Origin of the sequence: Veillonella magna DSM 19857 (assembly GCF_000428745.1) — a bacterium.
Lineage (GTDB): Bacteria > Bacillota > Negativicutes > Veillonellales > Veillonellaceae > Veillonella_A > Veillonella_A magna.
Map to the genome: position 1 here is coordinate 308992 of NZ_KE386795.1, position 23097 is coordinate 332088.

General features: G+C 36.4%; 23 protein-coding genes and 2 pseudogenes. All 25 read left to right on the forward strand.

The genetic code is table 11. The annotated features are described in order from the left end of the window. Positions 1-122 precede the first annotated feature (122 nt). The 25 genes and pseudogenes from G344_RS0108395 to G344_RS11175 all read left to right on the forward strand — a co-directional run bounded on the left by G344_RS0108395 (position 123) and on the right by G344_RS11175 (position 23061). Complete coding sequence (locus tag G344_RS0108395) at positions 123-1460, forward strand: ATP-binding protein (RefSeq protein WP_028255812.1); 1338 nt, start codon at positions 123-125, stop codon at positions 1458-1460. 119 nt (positions 1461-1579) lie between these two features. Then, positions 1580-3700, forward strand: a complete 2121-nt coding sequence (locus tag G344_RS0108400; protein ID WP_028255813.1) for an LTA synthase family protein — start codon at positions 1580-1582, stop codon at positions 3698-3700. A gap of 240 nt (positions 3701-3940) precedes the next feature. Beyond that, on the forward strand, positions 3941-4681 hold the full coding sequence (locus tag G344_RS0108405; RefSeq protein WP_244869517.1) for a glycosyltransferase family 2 protein: 741 nt from the start codon (positions 3941-3943) through the stop codon (positions 4679-4681). 6 nt (positions 4682-4687) lie between these two features. Then, positions 4688-4924 carry a glycosyltransferase gene (locus G344_RS12305; protein WP_367997317.1) on the forward strand — a complete coding sequence of 79 codons (237 nt, stop codon included), beginning with the start codon at positions 4688-4690 and terminating at the stop codon, positions 4922-4924. Positions 4925-4928: 4 nt separating this feature from the next. Next, entirely contained in the window at positions 4929-5543 is a 615-nt protein-coding gene (locus tag G344_RS11135) for a glycosyltransferase family 8 protein (RefSeq protein WP_277352621.1), read from the forward strand. Between the two features lie 45 nt (positions 5544-5588). Beyond that, positions 5589-6563, forward strand: a complete 975-nt coding sequence (locus G344_RS0108415; protein ID WP_028255815.1) for a glycosyltransferase family 9 protein — start codon at positions 5589-5591, stop codon at positions 6561-6563. Between the two features lie 28 nt (positions 6564-6591). Next, on the forward strand, positions 6592-7815 hold the full coding sequence (locus tag G344_RS0108420) for an O-antigen ligase family protein (RefSeq protein WP_028255816.1): 1224 nt from the start codon (positions 6592-6594) through the stop codon (positions 7813-7815). A gap of 150 nt (positions 7816-7965) precedes the next feature. Then, positions 7966-9212 (forward strand): annotated as a pseudogene (locus G344_RS11140) (IS256 family transposase). Between the two features lie 239 nt (positions 9213-9451). Continuing rightward, positions 9452-10210: a glycosyltransferase family 2 protein gene (locus tag G344_RS0108430; protein ID WP_028255817.1), complete on the forward strand. Its 759-nt coding sequence runs from the start codon at positions 9452-9454 to the stop codon at positions 10208-10210. Further along, complete coding sequence (locus G344_RS11145; RefSeq protein WP_051245883.1) at positions 10210-11106, forward strand: glycosyltransferase family 8 protein; 897 nt, start codon at positions 10210-10212, stop codon at positions 11104-11106. The genes G344_RS0108430 and G344_RS11145 overlap by 1 nt, the downstream gene beginning before the upstream one ends. 9 nt (positions 11107-11115) lie before the next feature. Beyond that, positions 11116-12087 carry a glycosyltransferase family 9 protein gene (locus G344_RS0108440; RefSeq protein ID WP_028255818.1) on the forward strand — a complete coding sequence of 324 codons (972 nt, stop codon included), beginning with the start codon at positions 11116-11118 and terminating at the stop codon, positions 12085-12087. Positions 12088-12147: 60 nt separating this feature from the next. Next, positions 12148-12909 (forward strand): glycosyltransferase family 25 protein, encoded by a 762-nt coding sequence (locus G344_RS0108445; protein WP_028255819.1) that lies wholly within the window; start codon positions 12148-12150, stop codon positions 12907-12909. Between the two features lie 36 nt (positions 12910-12945). Continuing rightward, positions 12946-14742 (forward strand): sulfatase-like hydrolase/transferase, encoded by a 1797-nt coding sequence (locus G344_RS11150; protein WP_051245884.1) that lies wholly within the window; start codon positions 12946-12948, stop codon positions 14740-14742. A 15-nt stretch (positions 14743-14757) separates the two neighbouring features. Continuing rightward, positions 14758-15126, forward strand: a complete 369-nt coding sequence (locus G344_RS12080; RefSeq protein ID WP_211219564.1) for an AAA family ATPase — start codon at positions 14758-14760, stop codon at positions 15124-15126. Next, positions 15077-16357: an ATP-dependent nuclease gene (locus tag G344_RS11155; RefSeq protein WP_211219565.1), complete on the forward strand. Its 1281-nt coding sequence runs from the start codon at positions 15077-15079 to the stop codon at positions 16355-16357. Before G344_RS12080 ends, G344_RS11155 begins: the two co-directional genes overlap by 50 nt. A gap of 78 nt (positions 16358-16435) precedes the next feature. Further along, positions 16436-17278 carry a hypothetical protein gene (locus tag G344_RS0108460; protein WP_028255820.1) on the forward strand — a complete coding sequence of 281 codons (843 nt, stop codon included), beginning with the start codon at positions 16436-16438 and terminating at the stop codon, positions 17276-17278. Between the two features lie 324 nt (positions 17279-17602). Beyond that, entirely contained in the window at positions 17603-18136 is a 534-nt protein-coding gene (locus G344_RS0108465; protein ID WP_028255821.1) for a hypothetical protein, read from the forward strand. 170 nt (positions 18137-18306) lie between these two features. Then, entirely contained in the window at positions 18307-18495 is a 189-nt protein-coding gene (locus G344_RS11960) for a hypothetical protein (RefSeq protein ID WP_156886174.1), read from the forward strand. A gap of 143 nt (positions 18496-18638) precedes the next feature. Further along, positions 18639-19187 carry a hypothetical protein gene (locus tag G344_RS11570; protein ID WP_028255822.1) on the forward strand — a complete coding sequence of 183 codons (549 nt, stop codon included), beginning with the start codon at positions 18639-18641 and terminating at the stop codon, positions 19185-19187. Between the two features lie 446 nt (positions 19188-19633). Further along, complete coding sequence (locus G344_RS0108475; protein ID WP_028255823.1) at positions 19634-19903, forward strand: hypothetical protein; 270 nt, start codon at positions 19634-19636, stop codon at positions 19901-19903. Between the two features lie 283 nt (positions 19904-20186). Then, on the forward strand, positions 20187-20432 hold the full coding sequence (locus G344_RS11165; protein WP_038155297.1) for a hypothetical protein: 246 nt from the start codon (positions 20187-20189) through the stop codon (positions 20430-20432). A gap of 331 nt (positions 20433-20763) precedes the next feature. Then, on the forward strand, positions 20764-20886 hold the full coding sequence (locus G344_RS12240) for a hypothetical protein (protein WP_277352590.1): 123 nt from the start codon (positions 20764-20766) through the stop codon (positions 20884-20886). Continuing rightward, positions 20867-21184 (forward strand): hypothetical protein, encoded by a 318-nt coding sequence (locus G344_RS0108490; protein WP_028255824.1) that lies wholly within the window; start codon positions 20867-20869, stop codon positions 21182-21184. The genes G344_RS12240 and G344_RS0108490 overlap by 20 nt, the downstream gene beginning before the upstream one ends. 282 nt (positions 21185-21466) lie before the next feature. After that, positions 21467-21688: an RpnC/YadD family protein gene (locus tag G344_RS11170; protein WP_028255825.1), complete on the forward strand. Its 222-nt coding sequence runs from the start codon at positions 21467-21469 to the stop codon at positions 21686-21688. Positions 21689-22249: 561 nt separating this feature from the next. After that, positions 22250-23061: pseudogene (locus G344_RS11175) on the forward strand (transposase). Positions 23062-23097: the final 36 nt, after the last annotated feature.

Genomic DNA, 23097 nt, shown 5'->3' on the forward strand with positions numbered 1-23097 from the left:
TAATGATTGTGTGATAGCTCAACACGTAATTATTTATAAAAGTGTGATAAAGTAACACATAACAATATATAAAAGTGTGATAAATTTCACGAAATTATATATAAAAATGTGAGGAGGCAGAGATGGAGCGATTTATTTTAAAAAAGTTATTGGCTTGGAAAGAGTCTCCCTACCGCAAGCCGTTAATTTTAAAAGGAGTACGGCAAGTTGGCAAAACATGGATATTAAAAGAGTTTGGCCGACGCTACTATGAAAATACAGCGTACTTCAACTTTGATGAAAACGAAGAATATAAACAATTCTTTGAAACTACTAAAGATGTGGAACGTATCCTTCAAAACTTGGTTATGGCTAGCGGACAACAAATCGTGCCTGAAAAAACGTTAATCATTTTTGATGAAGTACAGGACTGCCCTAAAGTGATTAATGCAATGAAATATTTTTGTGAGAATGCACCACAATACCATGTTGCCTGCGCCGGATCGCTTCTGGGCATCGCATTGGCAAAGCCATCGTCGTTTCCTGTGGGAAAAGTCAATTTTATGCAAATTGATCCAATGACATTTTCAGAATTTCTGCTTGCTAACGGTGACGGCAATTTAGTGGACTATATGAATGCATTACATAGTATTGAGCCTATCCCTGATGCTTTTTTTAATCCGCTGTATGAAAAATTGAAGATGTATTATGTAACCGGCGGCATGCCGGAGTCAGTATTGATGTGGACAGAGGCACGAGATATTTCTGCCATGCAACATGTGCTATCAGATATTATAGGTGCCTATGAACGAGATTTTGCTAAACATCCCAATACTAGGGAATTTCCTAAAATTTCTATGATTTGGCAATCCATTCCTTCACAGCTGGCAAGAGAAAATAAAAAATTTATTTATAAAGTAGTTAAAGAAGGTGCTAGAGCACGTGAATATGAGGATGCATTACAATGGCTCGTAGATGCTCGGTTAGTACATAAGGTATATCGCAGTACGGCTCCAAAACTTCCCATGTCAGCGTATGACGATATATCGGCATTTAAAATTTATTTGGTTGATGTGGGACTGCTTCGACGCTTGGCACAACTGGCACCAACTGCATTCGGGGATGGCAATCGATTATTTACCGAGTTTAAAGGAGCGTTAACGGAAAATTTTGTACTGCAATCCCTAACGACACATTTTGAAGTTGAACCACGCTATTGGTCACAAACAAATCCGTCATACGAAGTAGATTTTCTGGTACAACGGGAGAACGATATTATTCCTATAGAAGTGAAAGCCGAAACAAATACAACCAGTCGAAGTCTGAAAAAATTTAAAGAACTATTTTCAGATATGATTAAACTTCGCGTGCGATTTTCGTTAGATAATCTTAAACTGGATGACGATGTGTTAAATATTCCGTTGTTTATGATTGATCAAACGGATAGATTGATAGAGATGGCACTTAATAAGATTTCGTAGATACCAAGATAGAGGGTGGCTTTGGCTGCCCTCTATTTTTTACATGTGATTAGTTCAGCTGTGATATAATAGCACTGTATATTTTCACTGCTAAATAGATAATGAAATAAGGAGTCATCATGTTTTCACATTTTTTTATGGGTATCCAACAAGATATCAAGCTGGCGATTCTGGCACCAATTATATGTGCTGTTTTTAGATATGTCTTTATCAAAGTGTATCGACCGAAGAAGTCTCTTCCCAATGATAGCAAACGTCTACGGGAATGTTACCGATACGGATTTTGGTGGGGCATGGATTTTAATGCGTATGTGTTTTTAATTTCTATGCTCCTCGTAAGTATACCGGCAGCTTTCTTGGAGACGTACTATGCATGGAGCGATACGGTTCGCATTATATTAAACACTATATATATGCTAGTACTGTATACGGCATTTATGGGGAAGATGATTTTTTATTATCACTTCCATGATATATACAATCCATTGGTTCGCTTGGGAAAAAATGCAGACAAAATGAACTTTGTGGACATTTTCTTTAATCAGAACCACGGTGCTTGGATTTTGTTGGGATACATTCCCTATACAGTGCTTTGCGTAATGGCAACGAAGGGCTTATTGGCCTTGCCTAGTATAAGTTATCCTGCTATAGATAATGCTATGTTACGCTATGCGTTTAACACGAGTATCTTTATCGGTGCGGTAGTGCTGTTTTATTTCTTCCGATTTGGTGGTACGTTGAATCACCGCAATAAACCGGAATGGGATGAAGTCCCATCTTTGGTAAAAGAAGATATGTTTTTGGCGAAGGCAACAGTAGATGATTTAGTGGCTTTGGAAATGGTATGGAAACGTCCTATACAAGATGTATTGGCGCATACGGATGAGGAATCATGGGACATTTTAAAGAAGGGACACCTGGTACCTACTAGTAGTAATACAGTTAAACGCAATTTAGAAACAGAGGCTAGAGAAGTAACGTCTAAAGAAACAGAGGCCAGAACAACAGAAATAGCTCCGTCTGACACATTGTGTACTAAGGATAATCCGCTGGATTATTTTAAAAGGCAAGCAAAGGGGCCTCGTATTGAGGCTCCGTCGCGAGTCTTTATGGTTGTCGGTGAAAGCTATACGCAATCCATGTGGGACGATCCCTTTGCCGTATTACATTTAGGTGACCGCGGTAAAAAGTTCCGCAGTCAACAAGGGGCATTTACGGTGAATCATTTACTGCCGGCCGGTATGGTGTCGCAACCGTCTATCACCAGTATGTTGGCAGGTATTTTTGATGCTAACCTTGAAATCAATGAAAAGAATGAGTTTTGGACATATACTATCGCTACTTCGTTGCCGTATCAATTAAAAAAACTGGGATATAAGACAGTGCTATGGTATGGTGGTAGCCTGTCATGGGCCAGCCTCGGCGCATTTGCCAAAGCTATCGGCTTTGATGAAGCTTATGGTGGTCCGGATATTTGTGAAAAAGGGGCACCGGCTACATGGCTTGGCGTATATGATCATATTTTTCTTGAAGCCGTAACCAAGCGTATTGAGCAAGAAAAGGATGAAAAGGTATTTCACTTTGTATATACTACCTCGAATCACGGACCTTATACGATTCCGATTAAAGAATACGGTTGGGATCCGGAAAAAATTATGCCGGATGCTCCGGAATGGTTGCGTCGCAACAAGACAGCTATGGCAGATATGGGGACATACTGGTATACAGAAAAGGCGATGTTTGATTTTATTGAACATATGCAAGAGCGCTATGAAGATGCACTTATCATTGCCACCGGTGATCACTCACGGCGTGTGTATCAATATGATGGCAGTTTAATGGAACGAACAGAGGAAACACTACGTGAAAAATATATGGCTGCTTTCGCTATGTACCATCGAGATTTCACGGCAGATATGTTTGCAGGCAATACCATTGGCGGACATATGAATATATTGCCAACGATCATTGAAGCCATTGCTCCTAAGGAGTTTACCTACTATGCATTGATGCCATCATTCTTTGAACCTATTGATTCGGTTGTCACTCCGTATCATTGGTTGACTAAGGACCGTATCGGGTATTATGCCGACGGAATCAGCCAGGCCCTTACTGATACGGGAACAGGTACGATACAAAAGGAAGAGCTGTTCGGTAACAGACGAGATGCGTATGTGGAAGTGACGGGGTATGCAGTGCGGCATCCTGAAAATTTGATACCTACCGTTTCGTCATATTAACTGTTACCTTTAAGTTGCGTATGACGTATAACTCATAACTAAAAAATTTACAGGGTTAGTCGTTTTAGGTAGACAAACCAATGGTCAGCCTATTCATAAAATGAATAATAACTAAGATGTGAAGACACAAAGATGTTTCCTAGTATATTATAGAATAAATTGATGAATGACCTTGTACGTATAGGAGACTTCTTAGTAGAAGTCTCCTTTTATTTTGAAGGATGTGTTACCTTGGATAATGTGACAGTCGTTATCTTAACGTATAATGAAGAAAAGCTAATCGAAAAGGCCATACAAAGTGCATTGCAATGTACGTCTCATGTTCTTGTTGTTGACTCGGGTAGTACCGATCAAACTACAACTATAGCAAAAGAACTGGGAGCTACTGTTGTGTATCGCAAATGGGATGATGATTTTAGTGCGCAACGAAATTTTGCGTTACAGCATGTGACAACACAATGGGTGCTGTACTTAGATGCAGATGAGTTTATTAACCAAGAACTAGCTGAGGAGATTCGACGAGTCACTTCTCAGGAACAACCTTTTTATTCGTATGAAATAGTGCGCCGTGCATTTGCTTTTGGAAAACGATTCAAGCATGGCTCTATGCGTCCGGATAAAGTGCAACGGTTATTCCCGCGCGATGCCGTAACATGGATAAATAAGGTTCATGAACGTCCGGAAACAAATTTAGCCGTTAAAACATTAAAAGGCTATGCTGATCACTATACATATACAAGCTGGGAACAATATTGGAATAAATTTAATCACTATACAAGCATTTGGGCCGAGGATGCATATAAGAGAGGGAAGAAGGGGTCTTATCTATCTGCGTTTGGGCATGCTACATATGGTTTTATAAAAATTACTTTTTTAGACAAAGGAATATTGGATGGCTGGTTAGGCTTAGTGATGTGTTGCAACCATTTTATGTATACTTTGATGAAGTATGTGAAGCTTGTTGGTTTAGATAAAAGGTAAAATATAATGGACGATATAATATCAATAGTATTAGCGTGTGACAATAATTATGCCTCCCATGCATTGGTGGTGGCATCTTCGATAATAGATTATACGCAATCAAAAGTTTGGTTTCATATACTTTGTGATTCAATAGATGGGATAACTCAAGATAGAATGCGTGCTTCTATTAAGAGAAAAAATGTTGATGTCTCTTTTTATGACACTGATTCTAGTGTGATGTCTGATATATATAATCAGTGATCATATAAGTAAGGCCGCTTATCTACGCTTGATGATAGGCGATATATTACCCAATGATATTAATAAAGTAATTTACTTAGATGTAGATTTAGTCGTATGTAAAGATATAAAAGAATTATGGCAAGTAGATATGCATGATCATGTGCTGGCTGCGGTTCCAGACTATGGGATATTATCCTCAAAAAAATCATTAGCAGAAAAGCATAAAAGCTTTGGCTGGAAACGAGATAATGGATATTTTAATTCTGGTGTATTAGTAATTAATCTTGTTAAATGGAGAGAACAAGGTTATGGGGCTAACGTGCTGAACGCTTCTCAAACACATAATTTTAGACATCATGATCAGGATGCCTTGAACATGGTTGTAGATGGAAATTGGGAACCATTAGATTTGTCATGGAATGTGATTCCTCCTGTGTATGAACTAAAACCAGCTATTCTGATGTGTACACAATTAAGAAAAAATGCTATTAAAGCTAACAAAAATATTGGTATCCTCCATTGGGCAGGAAGAAAAAAACTTGGCAGTATCAATTATATGAGCCCTTTAACGGTGAGTACTATAAATATACAAAAAATGTCGCTGACCATACATCATTTCCTTTTAGAAAAAAGATAGTACTACAGTTTAGAAAATTTATTCTGGGGAGAGCGTGAATTTGGTATGAAGTATAAGAATATTCTTATAGAAGCTATTATGAATTTAGGAGATCTTGTGGCGCTAACAGCTATAGTTCCTTTAATAAAAAAATATAATCCTGAGGCAAAAGTAACATTTCTTGTTAAAGCGGGATTTGATGATTTATTAAATAAGGTACCTAGTTTAGATGGTTATATAGTATATGTTTACAAGAGTGGTGGCGGTGCACAAGGAATTTGGTATTTGGCAAAACAACTTAGGACGAGAAAGTTTGACTGCTTTATATCCTATGACCCTCGTTTTAGGACGGAGTTGGCTACTTTTATAGCCAATATACCCTATAGATTTACAGTAGGTTCTGTTTTTGGATGGAACACGAAAACCTATCTATTTACCAAAAGAGTTAGATTTGATGACTATGATATTGATTTACATACAACAAGTGCTACTTTTGTTGAAGCAACACGAAGGATACTTGGGATAGACAAGGTTCATGAACACTATACTCCATGTGTGAAAGATATTAGACCATGTTTAAATTGTCTATTAGGGGGGGACGTTCGATATATAACTTTATCGGTAGCGACAAAGTCAGAAAAGAGGTCCTGGCCTGCAATTAACTGGAGTGAACTTATTAATCGACTTTCTGAAATCACTGATAAATATATCATTTTGATTGGAACAAAAGAAGATTCCACCTTGTCATCGAAAATTATAGAAAATGTTAACGATAGTTCGAAAATAATTGATTTATGTGGGAAGACCTCTTTGGATGAATTAATTAATTTGCTGTCACATTCTGAACTTTCAATAAATATTGATAATGGAGTAGGACATTTGGCAGCAGCTTTGAAGCGCCCTACGATTACTTTATTTCCAACTGCGGATCCTAAACGCTTTATTCCAGTAGGTCCCTTATCTATTGCAGTTCAATCAAAAAGAGAGATTAACGTGTCAGATGTTCTTAGAAAGGTTTTAAGTCTCAAAATACCTAATTAAAGTATAATGAGGGATAGGAAGGACTAGTATGAACCTATTTATATTAAGTAGCTTTGCTACACTACTGATTACAAAAGATAGCTATAACTACATTCCCTTTGTTTTTTCTCTTGTAGTTCTAGCTAAGTTGTTACTCGAAAAAAAGAAAATAAATTTAGGAACCGATGGATGTGTAAATACGTGGTTCAAGTATTCAGTAGGAGTATTGAGTGCTTGTTTTATAATTCATTTAGTTTATACGTTAGTAATGGATGAAAATATTAAACAATTGGATAATCCTTCTCGGATACTCATGTTCATGCCTTTAGCATTTTATGCGTGGAATAAAAAATCTACTTTATCTTTGCTGAGAGGAGCAACATGGGGAGCTATTATTGGTGGATGTATTGCATCGTATGGGGCATATGTTTTAGGTTCTTCACGAGGGTTCCCAAGGGGGTATATGGTAATACAAGCCGGTGATATGGCAATGTCCTTAGGTTTATTTGCATTGATAGGCTTTTGGTATGCATATAGAAAAAATATAAAGAGCAAGTATATATTCTTATTAGGATATTTCTGTGGTATTTGGGGAAGTTTATTGTCCGGATCTAGAGGTGGCTGGATAATTTTGGTTCCTGCATTAATGATAATATTCGTAGCTTACCGCCAAATGGTTACTAAGTCCCTATTAACCGTAGTTATTATTGGAACGGTGGGGCTGGTCTTTATTAATGGAATAACATCACAACATAGTGCTATAGCAAGATATCAACAGATGGAGAAACAGGTTCAATCTTATGAGCATGAAAATAATTCTAAGACGTCTGTCGGAATACGATTTAATATGTGGAAAGCGGCCGCTTTGGCGATTAAAGAAAGGCCTTTAGTTGGTTGGGGGTATTCAGGTGCTCAGTCTAAAAAAGCCAAACAAGCCGAGGAGGGAATACTGGAAAAGGAAGCTGTAAAGTATAATCATGTACATAACCAGTATTTAAATGATTGGTTAGAAAGAGGCATACTTGGACTAGTAACCGGATTAGGCATATTTCTTGTACCGTTATGTTATTTTTGCCAAATTGTAAAAGAGAAATCTACTGAAAATTCATTATATGCAGTTGCTTTAATCGGAGTTGTTCATGTGCTTGCTACCTTTTCTTATGGATTAACCCAAGGATTTCTTGAGCATAACTCAGGAAGCGTGTTTTATTTTTTTGTACTAATGTTATTATTGGGGATTACAAGAAGTGTATACTCTAGTGATGAAAGATAAATGAGCGATAATAATGTTTTAAATGATTATGGGGGAATAGTTTATGAAAAATATTGATGGGAGTGTAAAATAGTTTGTGTAAACAGTTTAATATACTAGGCTCAATTATTCCCCTCATAATTGAGAAAACACATAGCAAGGATGGTACTCATGACAAAACGTAAAGAAACTATACTAACTCCCGGTGAAAAAATCGCTCAGCAAATTCTTGATAATTACGATCTAAAAAATACCCAGGATGTACAAGATGCTTTAAAGCAGGTGTTTGGCCCTATTTTTGAAGCTATACTAAAAGGTGAAATGCAAAATCATCTCGGTTATGAAAAGAATGGGCATACAGGAGAGTCTACAAATACTCGCAATGGATATTCAAAGAAAACATTGAAAACATCACTGGGAGAAGTCCCTATCTCTGTTCCAAGAGACCGTCAGGGGCAATTTGAGCCTCAAATAGTAAAGAAGTATCAGCGTAATGTATCCGCGATTGAAGGCAAAGTGCTGGCCATGTATGCGCGAGGGATGAGCCAGCGTGACATTGCTGCTACCATTGAAGATATGTATGGATTCCAGCTCTCGCATGAACAAATTTCGAATATTACCGACTGCGTTATGGAAGAAGTAGACCGCTGGCGTACGCGACCATTAAAGCCGTTCTATCCGTTTTCCTTCGTAGACTGCATCTATGTATCTATGCGGACAGAACGTGGCGTTCACCAGGTCGCTGTTTATGTGATGCTTGCTTACGACACCAATGGATACAAAGATGTATTAGGTCTTTGGATTAACGAAACGGAAAGCAAGCATGTATGGAGGCAGATTTTTTATGAGCTCAAAGCCCGCGGTATTGAGGAGTTAGGTATTCTCTCGATTGACGGCGTATCCGGACTGGAAGAAGGTGCCAAGGCTATTTTCCCGAACATCACCATGCAACGTTGCATCGTCCATCTCATACGAAACTCAATTCGTTATATTCCGCGGAAAGAATGGAGTTCTTTTACTAAGCAATTGAAAAGCATGTATGGTGCTGCAAATGTGGAAGAAGCACGACGTGCGTTCGAAAAGTTAAAAAAGACTGGCAGGAGTATCCAGGTGCTATCGCTGTTTGGGAAAACAACTTTCAACACGTGGAACAGCTCTTTCACTATGGTAGTGCAGTACGAAAAGCAATGTACACGACCAACGCCATCGAAAGCGTAAATGCCAGTTTTCGCAAAGTCACGAAGAAAGGTTCCTTCCCTAACGAGGATGCCATTTTTAAAATTTTCTATCTTCGTATTCAGGAACTCTATAAGAAATGGACTTCACATCGTCTGGCGAACTGGGCAATGATCCGTAACCAGCTGCTTATTGATGAGCGGCTGGGACCTTTGATGGAAAAGTATGACAAAGATTTTTAAGAGTTTATACAAAATATTTGATATGCCCTACTATACTTCATTACAGGTATGTAGGATTTCTCATTTTGATTTGTACTATTTATATACTAGCTCCAATGTTGGGGAGATGGTATATGGTATGGTATAATTGCTATATTAGAAGGAGCATATTTTTATTATTACATTAAGACAATATTATAGAAAAAGACTTCTTCGTTGAAGAAGTCTTTTTTATTCTACTGGGAGGAGTAATAATCAGCATGGACAATGTAACTGTTGTTGTCTTGACTAAAAATGAAGAGCGTAATATACGTGAAGTAGTGAATAATGCTAAGGAATGCACTGAGTATGTTTTAGTTGTTGATTCAGGAAGTAATGATAATACGGTAGCTATCGCTGAATCATGTGGAGCTAAAGTTGTGTATAGACAATGGGATAATGATTTTGCTGCACAGAGAAATTTTGCTATAAATATGGTAAAAACTGATTGGATATTATATTTAGATGCAGATGAACGATTAAGTGCTAGTACCATACAAGAAATCAAAAAGGTTACTGCTCATAATGCTATTCCTTATGCATATGAAATTAAAAGAGAAGGATATGCCTTTGGTCAACGGTTTAAACATGGAAGTATGCGTCCCGATTATGTACAACGATTATTCCCTACAAAATCAGTAGAATGGGTTGGTAAGGTACATGAGCATCCAGAGACAGGGTTATCAATAAGACGTCTTAAAGGACATCTAAGACATTACACATATGAATCGTGGGAACAGTATTGGAATAAATTTAATTCATATACTACAATTTGGGCAAATGATGCATATAATAGAGGGAGAAAAGTTTCTTACCCATCTGCATTTGGGCATGCGGTATTTGGCTTTCTAAAAATTACGTTTTTTGATAAAGGTATTTTAGATGGCTGGCTAGGCATGGTTATGTGCTTGAATCATTTTATGTATACTTTGATAAAATATATTAAGTTGGCCGATTTGTATAAGGAACATGAGAGATAATGGAAAGAATTTCAGTAACTATGGCATGTGATTTGAATTATGCTCAACATACTATAGTAGTAGCAAAATCAATTTTAGAGCATACTAGCTCACCGGTAGATTTCTATATCTTAGGGGACAAGCTACCTCAAGAGCTAAAGCAGAGTATGGCTGATGCTATTGAGTCTTCTATTTCGCATGTCGTATTTTATGATATGGATAAATTTTTATCGGATGATATGTACACAAGTGATCATATTAGTAAGGCAGCTTATTTTAGGCTAGCGATAGGTAATATAATACCTCCTACGGTTAAAAAAATTATATATCTGGATGTGGATTTAGTAGTGTGTAAGGATATATCTATTTTGTGGAGTGTTGATTTGAAGGGAAAAGTAATTGGTGCTGTGCCGGATTATGGGATTTTATCTTCAAGAAAATCGTTAAAAGAAAAAGAAAAAAGCTTTGGATGGAAGCCTAGTCAAGGATATTTTAATTCGGGTGTATTGGTCATTGATCTAAATAAATGGAGAAAAGGGGATTACGGAAATTTGGTGTTAACTGCAGCAAAGGAAAAATCATTTAGGCATCACGATCAGGATGCGTTAAATGCTGTTTTAGGAAATAGTTGGGAAGCTTTGGATATATCATGGAATGTAATACCGCCTGTGTATATGATGAAATTTTCGATTCTATTTTCTAAGGAATTAAGGAAAAATGCATTAAGAGCAGTTAAAGATATCGCTATACTTCATTGGGCAGGCAGAAGAAAGCCATGGCAGTATAAACCTTATAAACCATTTAATGGAATATACTATAAATACGAAATGAACAGAGATAATGGCAAACCTGAATATCCTTGTAGAAAAAAAATAGCATTTAAGTTTAGGAGTTTCTTATTACATATTATGTGCTAGAGGTATATTATGGGTAGATATCAAAATATATTAATAGAAGCTATTATGAATTTAGGCGATTTAGTGGCGCTTACAGCTGTTATCCCATTAATTAAAAAGAAAAATCCGACGTGTGAGGTCAGATTTTTAGTTAAACCAGGTTTTGATGATTTATTAGATAATGTTCCTGGATTAGATGGGTATATAGTATATGGCTATAAGAGTGGTGGAGGAATTGGTGGGGTCTGGAAGTTGTCTCAACTACTGAAATCATACCAATTTGATTGTTTTATATCATATGACTCCAGAAAGAGAACAGAAATTGCAGCCTTTTTGGCAAGAATTCCTAATCGATTTACAGTAGGCTCTGTTTTTGGATGGAATACCAGGACCCATCTTTTCACTAAAAGAAGTGATTTTACAGATTACAATTTAGATACTCATAGAACAGCAGAGGCATTTTTGGAAGCTACAAAAAGGATGTTGGATATATCTCTAAATATAAATAATAAGACATATATTCCGTTAGTTCGCTCCAAAAGAAAATCAGCTTTAATAGATTTTGAAAAATATATTGTCATTTCTATTGCAACAAAGTCAATTGAACGTTCTTGGGCTACTGCCAATTGGATTAAACTAATGAATTATTTATTACAACATAGTAACACTAATATTATCATTGTAGGAGTGCAAGACGATTTTGAACAAGCGAATGAAGTAGTACAATCGCTAGTAAGTAAAGAAAGAGTTAAAAATCTTTGTGGTAAAACTTCACTTGGAGAACTAATAGAAGTTCTTTCTCATTCAGATATATGTGTTAACATTGATAATGGAATAGGTCATTTAGCAGCAGCACTGCAAAGAGGTACTGTAACGCTGTTCCCAACAGCCAATCCACAGAGGTTTCTGCCAGTCGGTCCCGCCTCTCTCGCTGTATCAAAAGAAAAACAGGGAAATATAGATGTTGAATCTGTATGTAATGCTATTATAAAATCACTTTAATCTTCAGGCATGGTCTATTATGGATATAGTGATGATAATTAAAAAAGGTGGTATTAGCATATGTATAATCATTACGTAGTTAATTTAGAGACATCAATTGATCGAAGAGAGCATATAACTAAAATATTTGAAAATACATGTATAACTCCTCGATTTTTCAAGGCTATAGATGGTAAGTTTATAACAGATGATGATAGACGTGTTGATGATGATGGCTTATTGAGGTTAGGCGAAAAAGGATGTGCATTAACTCATTTGAAAATACTAGAAAATTTCTTAAATGGGTGTGAAGAGTATATTATTATTTTTGAAGATGATATAGAGCTTGATTCAAGGTTTGACACATATCTACCAATTTTAGTAGATTTTGTAAAAAAACATAAAAAAGCTTGTTCTTTGGCGCTGTATAATGGAAACAATCCTCATAAGATGCATAGCGTAGTTGATCAGCATCTGAGTATTCGTAGAAGTTTAGGCTTTTCAGGTACGTATGCATATATTATTAACAAGGAAGCTGCTAAAAATATTTTGTGGGCTCAACGGCCACTACATTTTGAAATAGATAGCTGGTATACATATATGAAATTGGGATTAATTAGACTCTATGATATTAATGTAAATCTTGTGACACCGGAGGCTCCCAATTTAGCATCTACTGTAGATATTAGAGGAACACGTACAGGTCAAGTAGCAGAAGACTTAGGTAGAATAAAGGATAGGAATATAAAAAAAATAGTTAATAAATTTACGTTTGAACAAAAGGTCCTATTTTATAGGCAGCGAATTAATAAATGGTTTTGGGAATTAATGTGGTGTAAATGATTAATTAACTTAATTTATTGTATGCAGGAAATATATATGAACCGGGTATTAAAATATAAAAATGGTAGCAAAATAATTTTATGGTTTCTTGTTGGGGTGATTTTTTTTCTAAGCATCAATCTATTTTTTTGGAGAGACTACCAAAGTATTAATGCGACTACAATGGCAGTTGTTAGTTCGTTATTGTTTTCGATGACACTATCCATCTGGAATTATGAGTCTCGGATTTTTTTTATTCTATTAGTAGGCATGCTATTTTTTGGAGGATTACCTCTTATTAATCTCTTAACAGGCTATGCTGTAACGCCGGGAGTGATAATCAATAACTTAGGAATAGGTCTGATACTAGTCGCAGTATTTCTTATGCTTTTGTATTTATTTCAGAATAGAAGAGGTGGAGTCGCCTCAATAATGACATTTTCTACTGTCCTCCTAGGGGGGGCATTAATATTTATAGTTCTTCCGTTTTGGTTATATTTTATCGTAAGCCATGAAGCTTTGAGGGCAGATATTGTATTAACGGTATATCAGACGAATTATCATGAAGCGTTATCATATATTGCTGGTCAGTCCAAACTTTATCTTATAATAGCAGTGATTGTTGTGTTGTTGTTTGTATATGGATATATAAAATTTCTACAACTTACAAAGAGTATAGACCATACTGAAAAAAGCAAAAAATTAAACTATTTGGTGGTCGGATTCATTATTATGGGGATATTTTATGGATATAAATATTTTGTTTACTATGAAGTAAATACGGTTATAAATAGAGTGGCAGAGGCGGTGCATTCGTATGAAGCATTTAGGGATAATCGCGAGATTAGACTACAACGTTTAGCACAACTTAAAGGATTATATCAGGACGAGTCTAAAAAAGGTGTATATGTATTAGTTATAGGTGAGTCCCAAGCCCGTGACCACATGGGAATATACGGTTATTCACGACAGACAACACCGTGGTTGACTGGGCTTAAAGAAAAAAATGAAACGTTGCTATTTAGAAATGCATATTCCAATCATGTGCATACGGTTCCTTCACTGACATATGCACTTAGTGAAAAAAATCAGTATAATATAGTGTCTCTTGCTGAGGCTAACTCAATCATTGATATGGCTAATGCGGCCAATATGGATACATATTGGATTAGTAATCAAGAACGATATAGTGTTTTCGATACACCAGTTGCAGAGATTGCATCTATGGCTAAGCATCAAATTTGGATTAATGATAATATAGGAAATACGGCAGAAACAAGATTCCATGATGGAATGTTAGTTGAAAAATTACCTAATGAAAAAGAAGTAAAGAATGCACTAATCGTGGTTCACGTTATGGGATCACATGCAACATATAGGGACCGATATCCCAGCGGTTTTACTAGGTTCTCTGATGGAGATAAGTTAGTTGATAATTATGATAATGCTATTTTCTATGGAGATGATGTTTTAGGAAAAATTTATAATAAGATGAAGAATAATCCTAATTTTATGGGATTTATCTTTTTCTCTGATCATGGGGAAGAACCTCAAGGAAATCTTGCGCATGAAAGTAGCAAGTTTACTTTTAATATGGCTAGAATTCCGTTAATAATGAATTTCTCAGATACCTTCATACGTAATAATCCAGAAACATTTAATAGATTACGCCTCCATGAAGATTATTTTTGGACAAATGATTTATTGTACAATATGATGATTTCCATTCTGGGAATAGAGGGTGCACCGATAGTAGAGCCACAGCTTGATTTATCTAATGATACATATGATAGAACTAAAAACAATTTAACAACGTTACATGGAGAGAAGAGGATAGTTGATGATAATGAATAGGAGAATACCATAAGTGTGAACATTCAAGATACTAAGGAAAACAGACTCAGCAGACCTAAAGTTTATCTGAAAAGCATTGCGTTTAATGATGATACTCAACTAGAACTTGAACCGGGAAATATTATTGTGTTTACAGGAGCTAATAATAGCGGTAAAAGTCAAGTACTGAAAGATGTAGAAATCAATTTAGATCCTTCTGACCAAAGGCGCGGAATTGTTGCGAAAAATATTATTTTTGATTATTATGGAAAAATTAATGATAGCACTTTTCTTAAAGAAAATTTTATTCAATCTGGAAATGGTGGTTATCAATTATTGGGAGTAGGAAGTAGCTTTGAAGAGAATACTTTACAGGGATACTGGGAAAATCATACCACTGTATAGTGGTTTAGATAAGCTATTTGTCAAACGTCTTAATACAGAAGCGCGTATGTTTTCATCAAATGCCTTAAATAGAAGTGATTTGCATGAAAAACATCCTATTTATAAGTTGAATAAAAGTGAACAGCTAGTAGATAAAATTTCAAATTTATTTCATCAGGCTTTTGGTGTTGATTTAGTTCTTAACAGTAATGAGATGAAAACAATCCTTTTACATATTGGGCAAGCTCCTGATAAGAAATCTTATACTATGGACATAAAGGATGAGTATTATAGTCAGGTTGATAGATTACCAAAACTAGAAGAGCAAGGGGATGGTATGCGTAGTTTTGCAAGTATTCTACTTGATATATTTACCTCCGAATATTCCATTACTCTTATCGATGAGCCGGAAGCTTTTTTACATCCACCACAAGCAAGAATTATTGGAAAAATGTTAGCACAAAATAATCCTGAGAATCGGCAACTGCTCATATCAACACATAGTGAGGATTTTCTTCAGGGGTTAGTTGACGCAGATAATAAAAATGTAATAGTTATTAGAATAGATCGTGAAAAAGATATTAATAGGATGAGAATCCTGGAAAGTAACAAAATCAAAGAATTATGGGGTAATCCTATTATGCGTTATTCAAATATTTTGAGCGGTCTCTTCCATGAGAAGGTTGTTGTTTGTGAAAGTGATTATGATTGCTTATTTTATCAGGCATTAATCGATGCAATGTATGAAAATAGAGGAGAAATTTCTCCTGATATATTCTTTACGCATTGTGGAGGTAAGTCACGTGTTAAAGATATTGTTAGTGCCTTAAGAGCAGTAGGAGTTCCAGTAGTTGCAATTTGTGATTTTGACTTGCTTAATTCTAGTTCAACTTTTAAACCTCTGGTTAAAGCGTTTGGTTTAGATTGGGAGACTGAGTTAGCCAAGGATATGAAAGTTGTTTATGATACTGTAAACTCTCAAAGTAATGTGGGGTGGGATATACTTAAAAATATAGGAAAACATGGGTTACCAAGAGAAGCATTAAGAGCATACGAAAACGTGGAAGCAACTTGTAAATCTAATGGATTGTTTATTGTGCCAGTAGGGGAAATGGAAGATTTTGATAAAACACTGGTACAGGAAAAGAAGGAATGGGTTTACAAGGCTTTAGAAGTGTATAACTTAGCCTCAGAAGAAAAACTTGAGGGTGCCCGTCAATTCGTACAATCAATCATTGATTATAAATTATAAATGAAAATATGATAAAATTAACTATATACCTTCATTTATAGTTTTAGTTTGCATTTTTATAGTAAAGGGGAGACAGTTATGTATATCTTATACATGCCAAAGGGACAATCAGAAAAAAAAGACTTTTTGATTACAGAGGCAATAAAAGTTTACATGCAAAATACTTGGTATAGATGTGGAATTATTTGCGCACCTGGATATAGAGGAACTACGGAAGAGACAATCAGAGAGTTTATGCACAATTTATCCAAACTTTTCAAACCAGGCGGCAAGCAATCTAAAGTAATAAAGTTTAAATCTGATTCCTCAAAAGAAGATATTAACAACTTGTACAATGAGATTGGATTTGATCCCTCTTTAGTCGAGCAAATTAGACGAAATCCTTGTTTGCGTGATACTATTAAAATAGGTATATTAAGAGGAATGGGGAAAATTTCAGCTGACAACAAAAGCGATATAATTGATGAATTATATAGCAGAGCCATATGTAGTATTAACAATTTAGAGGAAATACTCATTGTACAAAATGATAATAATAGAGACCATAGGAAAATGATGATTTTTTTTGAAATTAAAGAAGATATGGATTTTGCAAGCCATGGGCCATTATATTATGAGAATATTGAGCAAATATTAAATTCTATTAAACCAAAAGCTATTTTAATTGGTTCTAGTAATCAGAATTTAAATACATATTATGGTGGTAAGAATGGTACTGCAGATAAAGGAGAGGCTGATGTACTTTTATTTGATGACATAAATGTTTATAATGCAATACTTAAGGAAAAAGATGGATATTGTAAAAGGTTAATGGACGACGGAATCTTAGCAAAATCAGAAAAATTAAAAGATGGTGATACAGAATATCTAATAAGAATTTTAAAAAATATATTACGGCAAAATTTAGGGAAAAAGTCTTAAGATTGATTTATCACGGCGTGAGATAGATTCATCTCGTAAGTCGATAGACTTTCCCAGATGCTTTTTGTATATGCGTTCTCACCTTACAGGTTAAACGGCGCACCATTAGTGGCAAGTTGATAGCACCAGCTTTCAGAATGTTGAAAGAATCTTTCATAGATGTGTTATAAATTAGTGTAGTCCATGGTGGTACCTCGTGTGTTGGTTTTTGATTAGGAACTTTAACTATAACACGACGGTATCCACTGTGGATTTTTATGTGTTCAATTTCATTTTACAATTAACTATAAAAATATTATTTATCACTATAGGAGATTACATCATATGCCATGGAAAATTATAGCAGTTATTTATCTTTTAGAAACTATGCAAGTGATAATATTCGGAAAGAATGATCTATTTGAATTCGGAGCATACAAGAATAGAAGGAAGATAATGATAGCTATAAAGGAGAAAGATAGACTGACCTTATTAAGGTGTATTCCAATACTTGTGTTTTCAATTCTGTTATTAACTATGGTGATGGTAGCCGTCAAAGATAGTATTATAGCTGTAGTTTCTCCTTACACCTATATGAGTGTTTTTAAAGCTTTGATTGTATTAGGCATTATTTTTGAAAGTGTCTATTTATATTGGGGAACTAAGAATGGATTTACTATAGGAAATACTCGGTTTTATATTATATTCAGTAAAATTTTTATTTTTGTGATAATCACTATAGTTGGAATGTACGTTGATAAAGGAGCCTTAGAAGTGTTGAAGCAATCGTATAAATTAGTTGATACTTCGCTAAATATGACTAAGTTTGATGATGCAACGAAAATTGCTGCAGATATATTTAACAAAGATGCTTTATAACTACTAGATCTCCTAATAACAATACAAAATTGAATACTCCATTTAAGCCGCCAAGACAGAGATTATCTATATCCTCTCCGCCTTGGCGGTTTATTTTTTATCGTATGTTAGAAAGGATATCTTTACTGCACAGAGAGTAACTGTACTGAGAATTTTAGCATCGTGATACTATGGATTACAGACGCGGCACCGTAGTACAAATCAAGCAAGGAAAATCAATACTCATGTACTTGGCCGATTTCACACAGTATCTGAAGCAACGCTTAAACGAGCAACAGATTGGTGTAATACGTTACCTAGAAAAATTCTCGGTTACCGTATACCGCAAGAGGCATTCCTTGACTAAATTAAAAAGCTAACGGATGTAGCTAGTGTTCAATTCCATATTGCAATTTAGGAAATTTTAAAAAATTTTTTGAATTTTGGTTTACAAAATCGCCTCTCGAGGGATTGTATATAGTAGAGGGGTACATGATTTCCCCAATTATGGAGGCGATATACAATGAATTATCTAAAAGAGGTTAATGCATTTCATGTGTGGAGTATGTTACATCCGGAGGTGTCGATGTCGGCAAGAATCTTATGGTATGTGCTCATACATTTTAACAATATAGGTTTTTGGCAGAAAACGTTTACGCTTTCAATGGACATATTGGCCTCTGCTACCGGTTTATCAAGAGCTAAGTTAACAGAAGCACACGTCGCTTTACAAAAAGCCGGTCGCATTCGTTACATGCTGTGCGATGACAAGAAGTCTGCGATATACGAAATTATTCCGATGGCAGGTGAAGGAATACAACGAACATCGGAAGAGAAGTTATGTGATAAAGTACAAAATAAGTTGCTGGATAAGTCACTAAATGACTCATGTGATATACCAAAAGCTAAGCAGCGAGATGAGCAACAAGCTGGGCGGGAAATAAGTAATAAGATGGGGAAAAGTGAGCAACAAGCTGGGCTGAAAAGTGAGTCACAAGATGAGCGGCAAAGTGAATCACGAGATGGGCGCATACATAGACAAGACAAGACATATCTAAAGAAACCACAGTAAAGAAAGGTGAAGTTGCGAAAGGCAAAATGAAGAAAGAACCGAGGCGTTGTTTCCCACCGCCTTCGGTTGCGGTGGTGTGAGTCGGCTGTGAAGAAAGGATTCGCTGTATTGTTGGACAGGGGATAGTAACTGCTGTGGAGGATAATCGATTCATGCAGAGGGAGACAAGAGAGCATGAACCATAGCCTCTACAGAAGAAGGAGCGTAAGCCCTACTTTGCTTCACTGTACTCGGAATTCTAAAGGATTTGGGTGTGGTATAGGGGCATTGTTTGTAATAATCAACACAAAAAGCACGTAGTAGCACTGGAAGCACGTTGTAGTACCGGGAGTGCGTAATACTACTGAGAACATATATTAGCACTGAGCGTAGAATAATGAACAGCTGAGAAGTTAGACAGGAAAGCCGTACTCCTTCCTCGTATTATTACGGCAAGGAGGGATTTTATGATTACCAAACAACTTTCTTTTAAAGCGGATAGCATTCTATCTGATACGATAGACACAACATCGAATACAACAACTATACCCGCAGATGAAGCTACCAACACTAATACCCATTTTTCTTACGCGTCACCTACTGGATCGTTATTAGTCCACGAAGATGTAATCGATTACGAAACGCAATTAGCCTTGCGCGAGAAATGGAAGAACCTAACCATTACGGATAATTTTCTTTTTGAAAAAGTGATGCGCAACAAACGGGTTTACGCATAGAAAGTAGACTATCAGTAACGAAAGCTCGGTCTATCGAAGAGCATTTCTTATACTGATAGTCTACTCTCTTTTCTCTCCCTCCAGGGGAAAGAAGCGATGCCCATATATCGCAAGAGTGTCATTCGCAAGACCTGACCTCTGAGATATATGGACATCGCTTGTAAAAAATCTGTTTTATCTTTTACAATATATACATACCCATGTAGTTCATGGTGACTTTGTAAAAGAAATTGATGAAGAATTAACTAATATAAAATTCAGTGAAACACAGGAGGTGGCCTATATGACCTACGAAATGGAATTACTGGTGCGACATAATGATGGCATTCGTGAAGGAATCGCCATCGGACGTAAAGAAGGATTGAATCAAGGGCTAAAACAGGGGCAAGCCGTGGGCAGAAAATTTCAAGCACAAAAAATGGCCTTATCCATGCTAGAGGACAAGGCATCCATACCGTTGATTAGTAAGTATACCGGCTTAAACGAACAAGAAATTCTCAACCTCGCCAAAGAGCATAATCTGTTATAAGCTAAAGAACTACCTTATACCGCCAAGATAGAGAGTAAGTATATTTTCTCTGTCTTGGCGGTTTATTGTACAGATAAAGCATTGTTTCCCACCGCCTTCGGTTAAGTTGGTGTGAGTCGGCTGTGAAGAAAGTAGTCATTGCATTGATGGACAGGCGATAGTAACGGCTGTGGTATATAATCGGTTAAGGAAGAGGGATTGTATTAACACTGAGAGCATGTATTAACACCGGGAGCATATATTAGCACTGAGCATAGAATAATGAACAGTCAAGAAGTTGGATAGGAAAGCCGTACTCCTTCCTCGTATTATTACGGCAAGGAGGGATTTTATGATTACCAAACAATTTACCAGGAAGGCTAATGGTATTGCGTCTAATACAATAGACACAAATGCAGATGCAAGATACAATAATAACAAAGGAAGTGTATTGAATGAACACGGCGAAATATAAATTGCCAACTACAAAAGATTGGCATTATAGTAGGGAGTTAGATGTATCACGATTTTTAGTACATGATAAAACAAAGCTATACAATGCTTCGCAGTATCATATGCCAAAGTGGCAGGATGCAACGATTACTGAAAACTTTTTGTTCGAAAAAGTCATGCATAACAAACGAATTTGTAAGCGGCTCATCGAAAAAATTTTAGGCATTACCATTCAGTCTATCGAGTTTCCTGAAGCAGAAAAATCCATAACTATTCGTCGTGACAGTAAAAGCGTTCGTCTGGATGTATACGTAATATAAAGTAGAGTCCTGTATATAGGCATCACAAGTCAGGTCTAGCGAATGACGTTGTTCAACCTATATACAGGACTCTCTTCTCCCCGGTACTGGGAAAGAGGGATTCATAGATGCCGTAGATGTGTCATTCGTAAGACCTGACCAGCGAGACATCTATGAATCCCTCGGAACGTTTTTTATTTCTTACAATACATTAACGGTCATGCACCACAAGGAAAGTTTGTCAATGAAATTGATACCGAAGTGGGCAAAGTAAAAGAAAGCAAAGAAATGGAGAAATCATATATGACATACGCAATGGAAATCGAAAGACACAGACGAGAAGCGAAAAATATCGGAATCGCCATTGGACGCGAAGAGGGATTAGCTGCCGGTCGTAAAGAAAATTCACAAAAAATTGCCTTATCCATGCTTGAGGACAAAGCATCCATAGCTTTGATTAGTAAATACACCGGCTTAACCGAACAAGAGCTCCATGCTCTCGCCAAAGAACATCATTTACTGTAACCCACATAACCAAGAGGGCAACTCATGTCTTAGCAGTCAAGTCTTACGAATGACATGCCTACGACATGAGTTGTCCTCTTTTCCTTCTTCTTCTTTTATATATTCCTCCGCAAGACCTGACCTCTGAGCTATATGCGCATAGACTTTAATAACTACCCTGAAAGCATTAACTCTTGCTGAAAGAATTAACACTCACTGAAAGCATTAACACTGAGCGTAGAATAATGAATAGTTCAAAAATTAAATAGGACAACAATACTTCCTCCTCGTGTTTTTAATAGTAAGGAGGGATTTTATGATTACCAAACGACTTTCTTTTAAAGCGGATAGCATTCTATCTGATACGATAGACATAACATCGAATACAACAACTACACCCGCAGATGAAGCAACCAACATCGATACTCATTTTTCTTACACACGCTCTGGGGAGTGTAAAATAGTTTGTGTAAACAGGTTAATATACTAGGCTCAATTATTCCCCTCATAATTGAGAAAACACATAGCAAGGATGGTACTCATGACAAAACGTAAAGAAACTATACTAACTCCCGGTGAAAAATCGCTCAGCAAATTCTTGATAATTACGATCTAAAAAATACCCAGGATGTACAAGATGCTTTAAAACAGGTGTTTGGCCCTATTTTTGAAGCTATACTAAAAGGTGAAATGCAAAACAAAGTGCTGGCCATGTATGCGCGCGGGATGAGCCAGCGTGACATTGCTGCAACCATTGAGAAGATATGTATGGATTCCAGCTCTCTCATGAACAAATTTCGAATATTACCGACTGCGTTATGGAAGAAGTAGACCGCTGGCGTACGCGACCATTAAAGCCGTTTTATCCGTTTTCCTTCGTAGACTGCATCTATGTATCTATGCGGACAGAACGTGGCGTTCACCAGGTCGCTGTTTATGTGATGCTTGCTTACGACACCAATGGATATAAAGATGTATTAGGTCTTTGGATTAACGAAACGGAAAGCAAGCATGTATGGCGCTGTAAATGTGGAAGAAGCACGACGTGCGTTCGAAAAGTAAAAAAAGACTGGCAGGAGTATCCTGGTGCCATCGCTGTTTGGGAAAACAACTTTCAACACGTGGAACAGCTCTTCCACTATGGCAGTGCAGTACGAAAGGCAATGTACACGACCAACGCCATTGAAAGCGTAAATGCCAGTTTCCGCAAAGTCACGAAGAAAGGTTCCTTCCCTAACGAGGATGCTATTTTTAAAATTTTCTATCTTCGTATTCAGGAACTCTATAAGAAATGGACTTCACATCGTCTGGCAAACTGGGCAATGATCCGTAACCAGCTGCTTATTGATGAACGGCTGGGACCTTTGATGGAAAAGTATGACAAAGATTTTTAAGAGTTTACACAAAATATTTGACATGCCCTATATAAA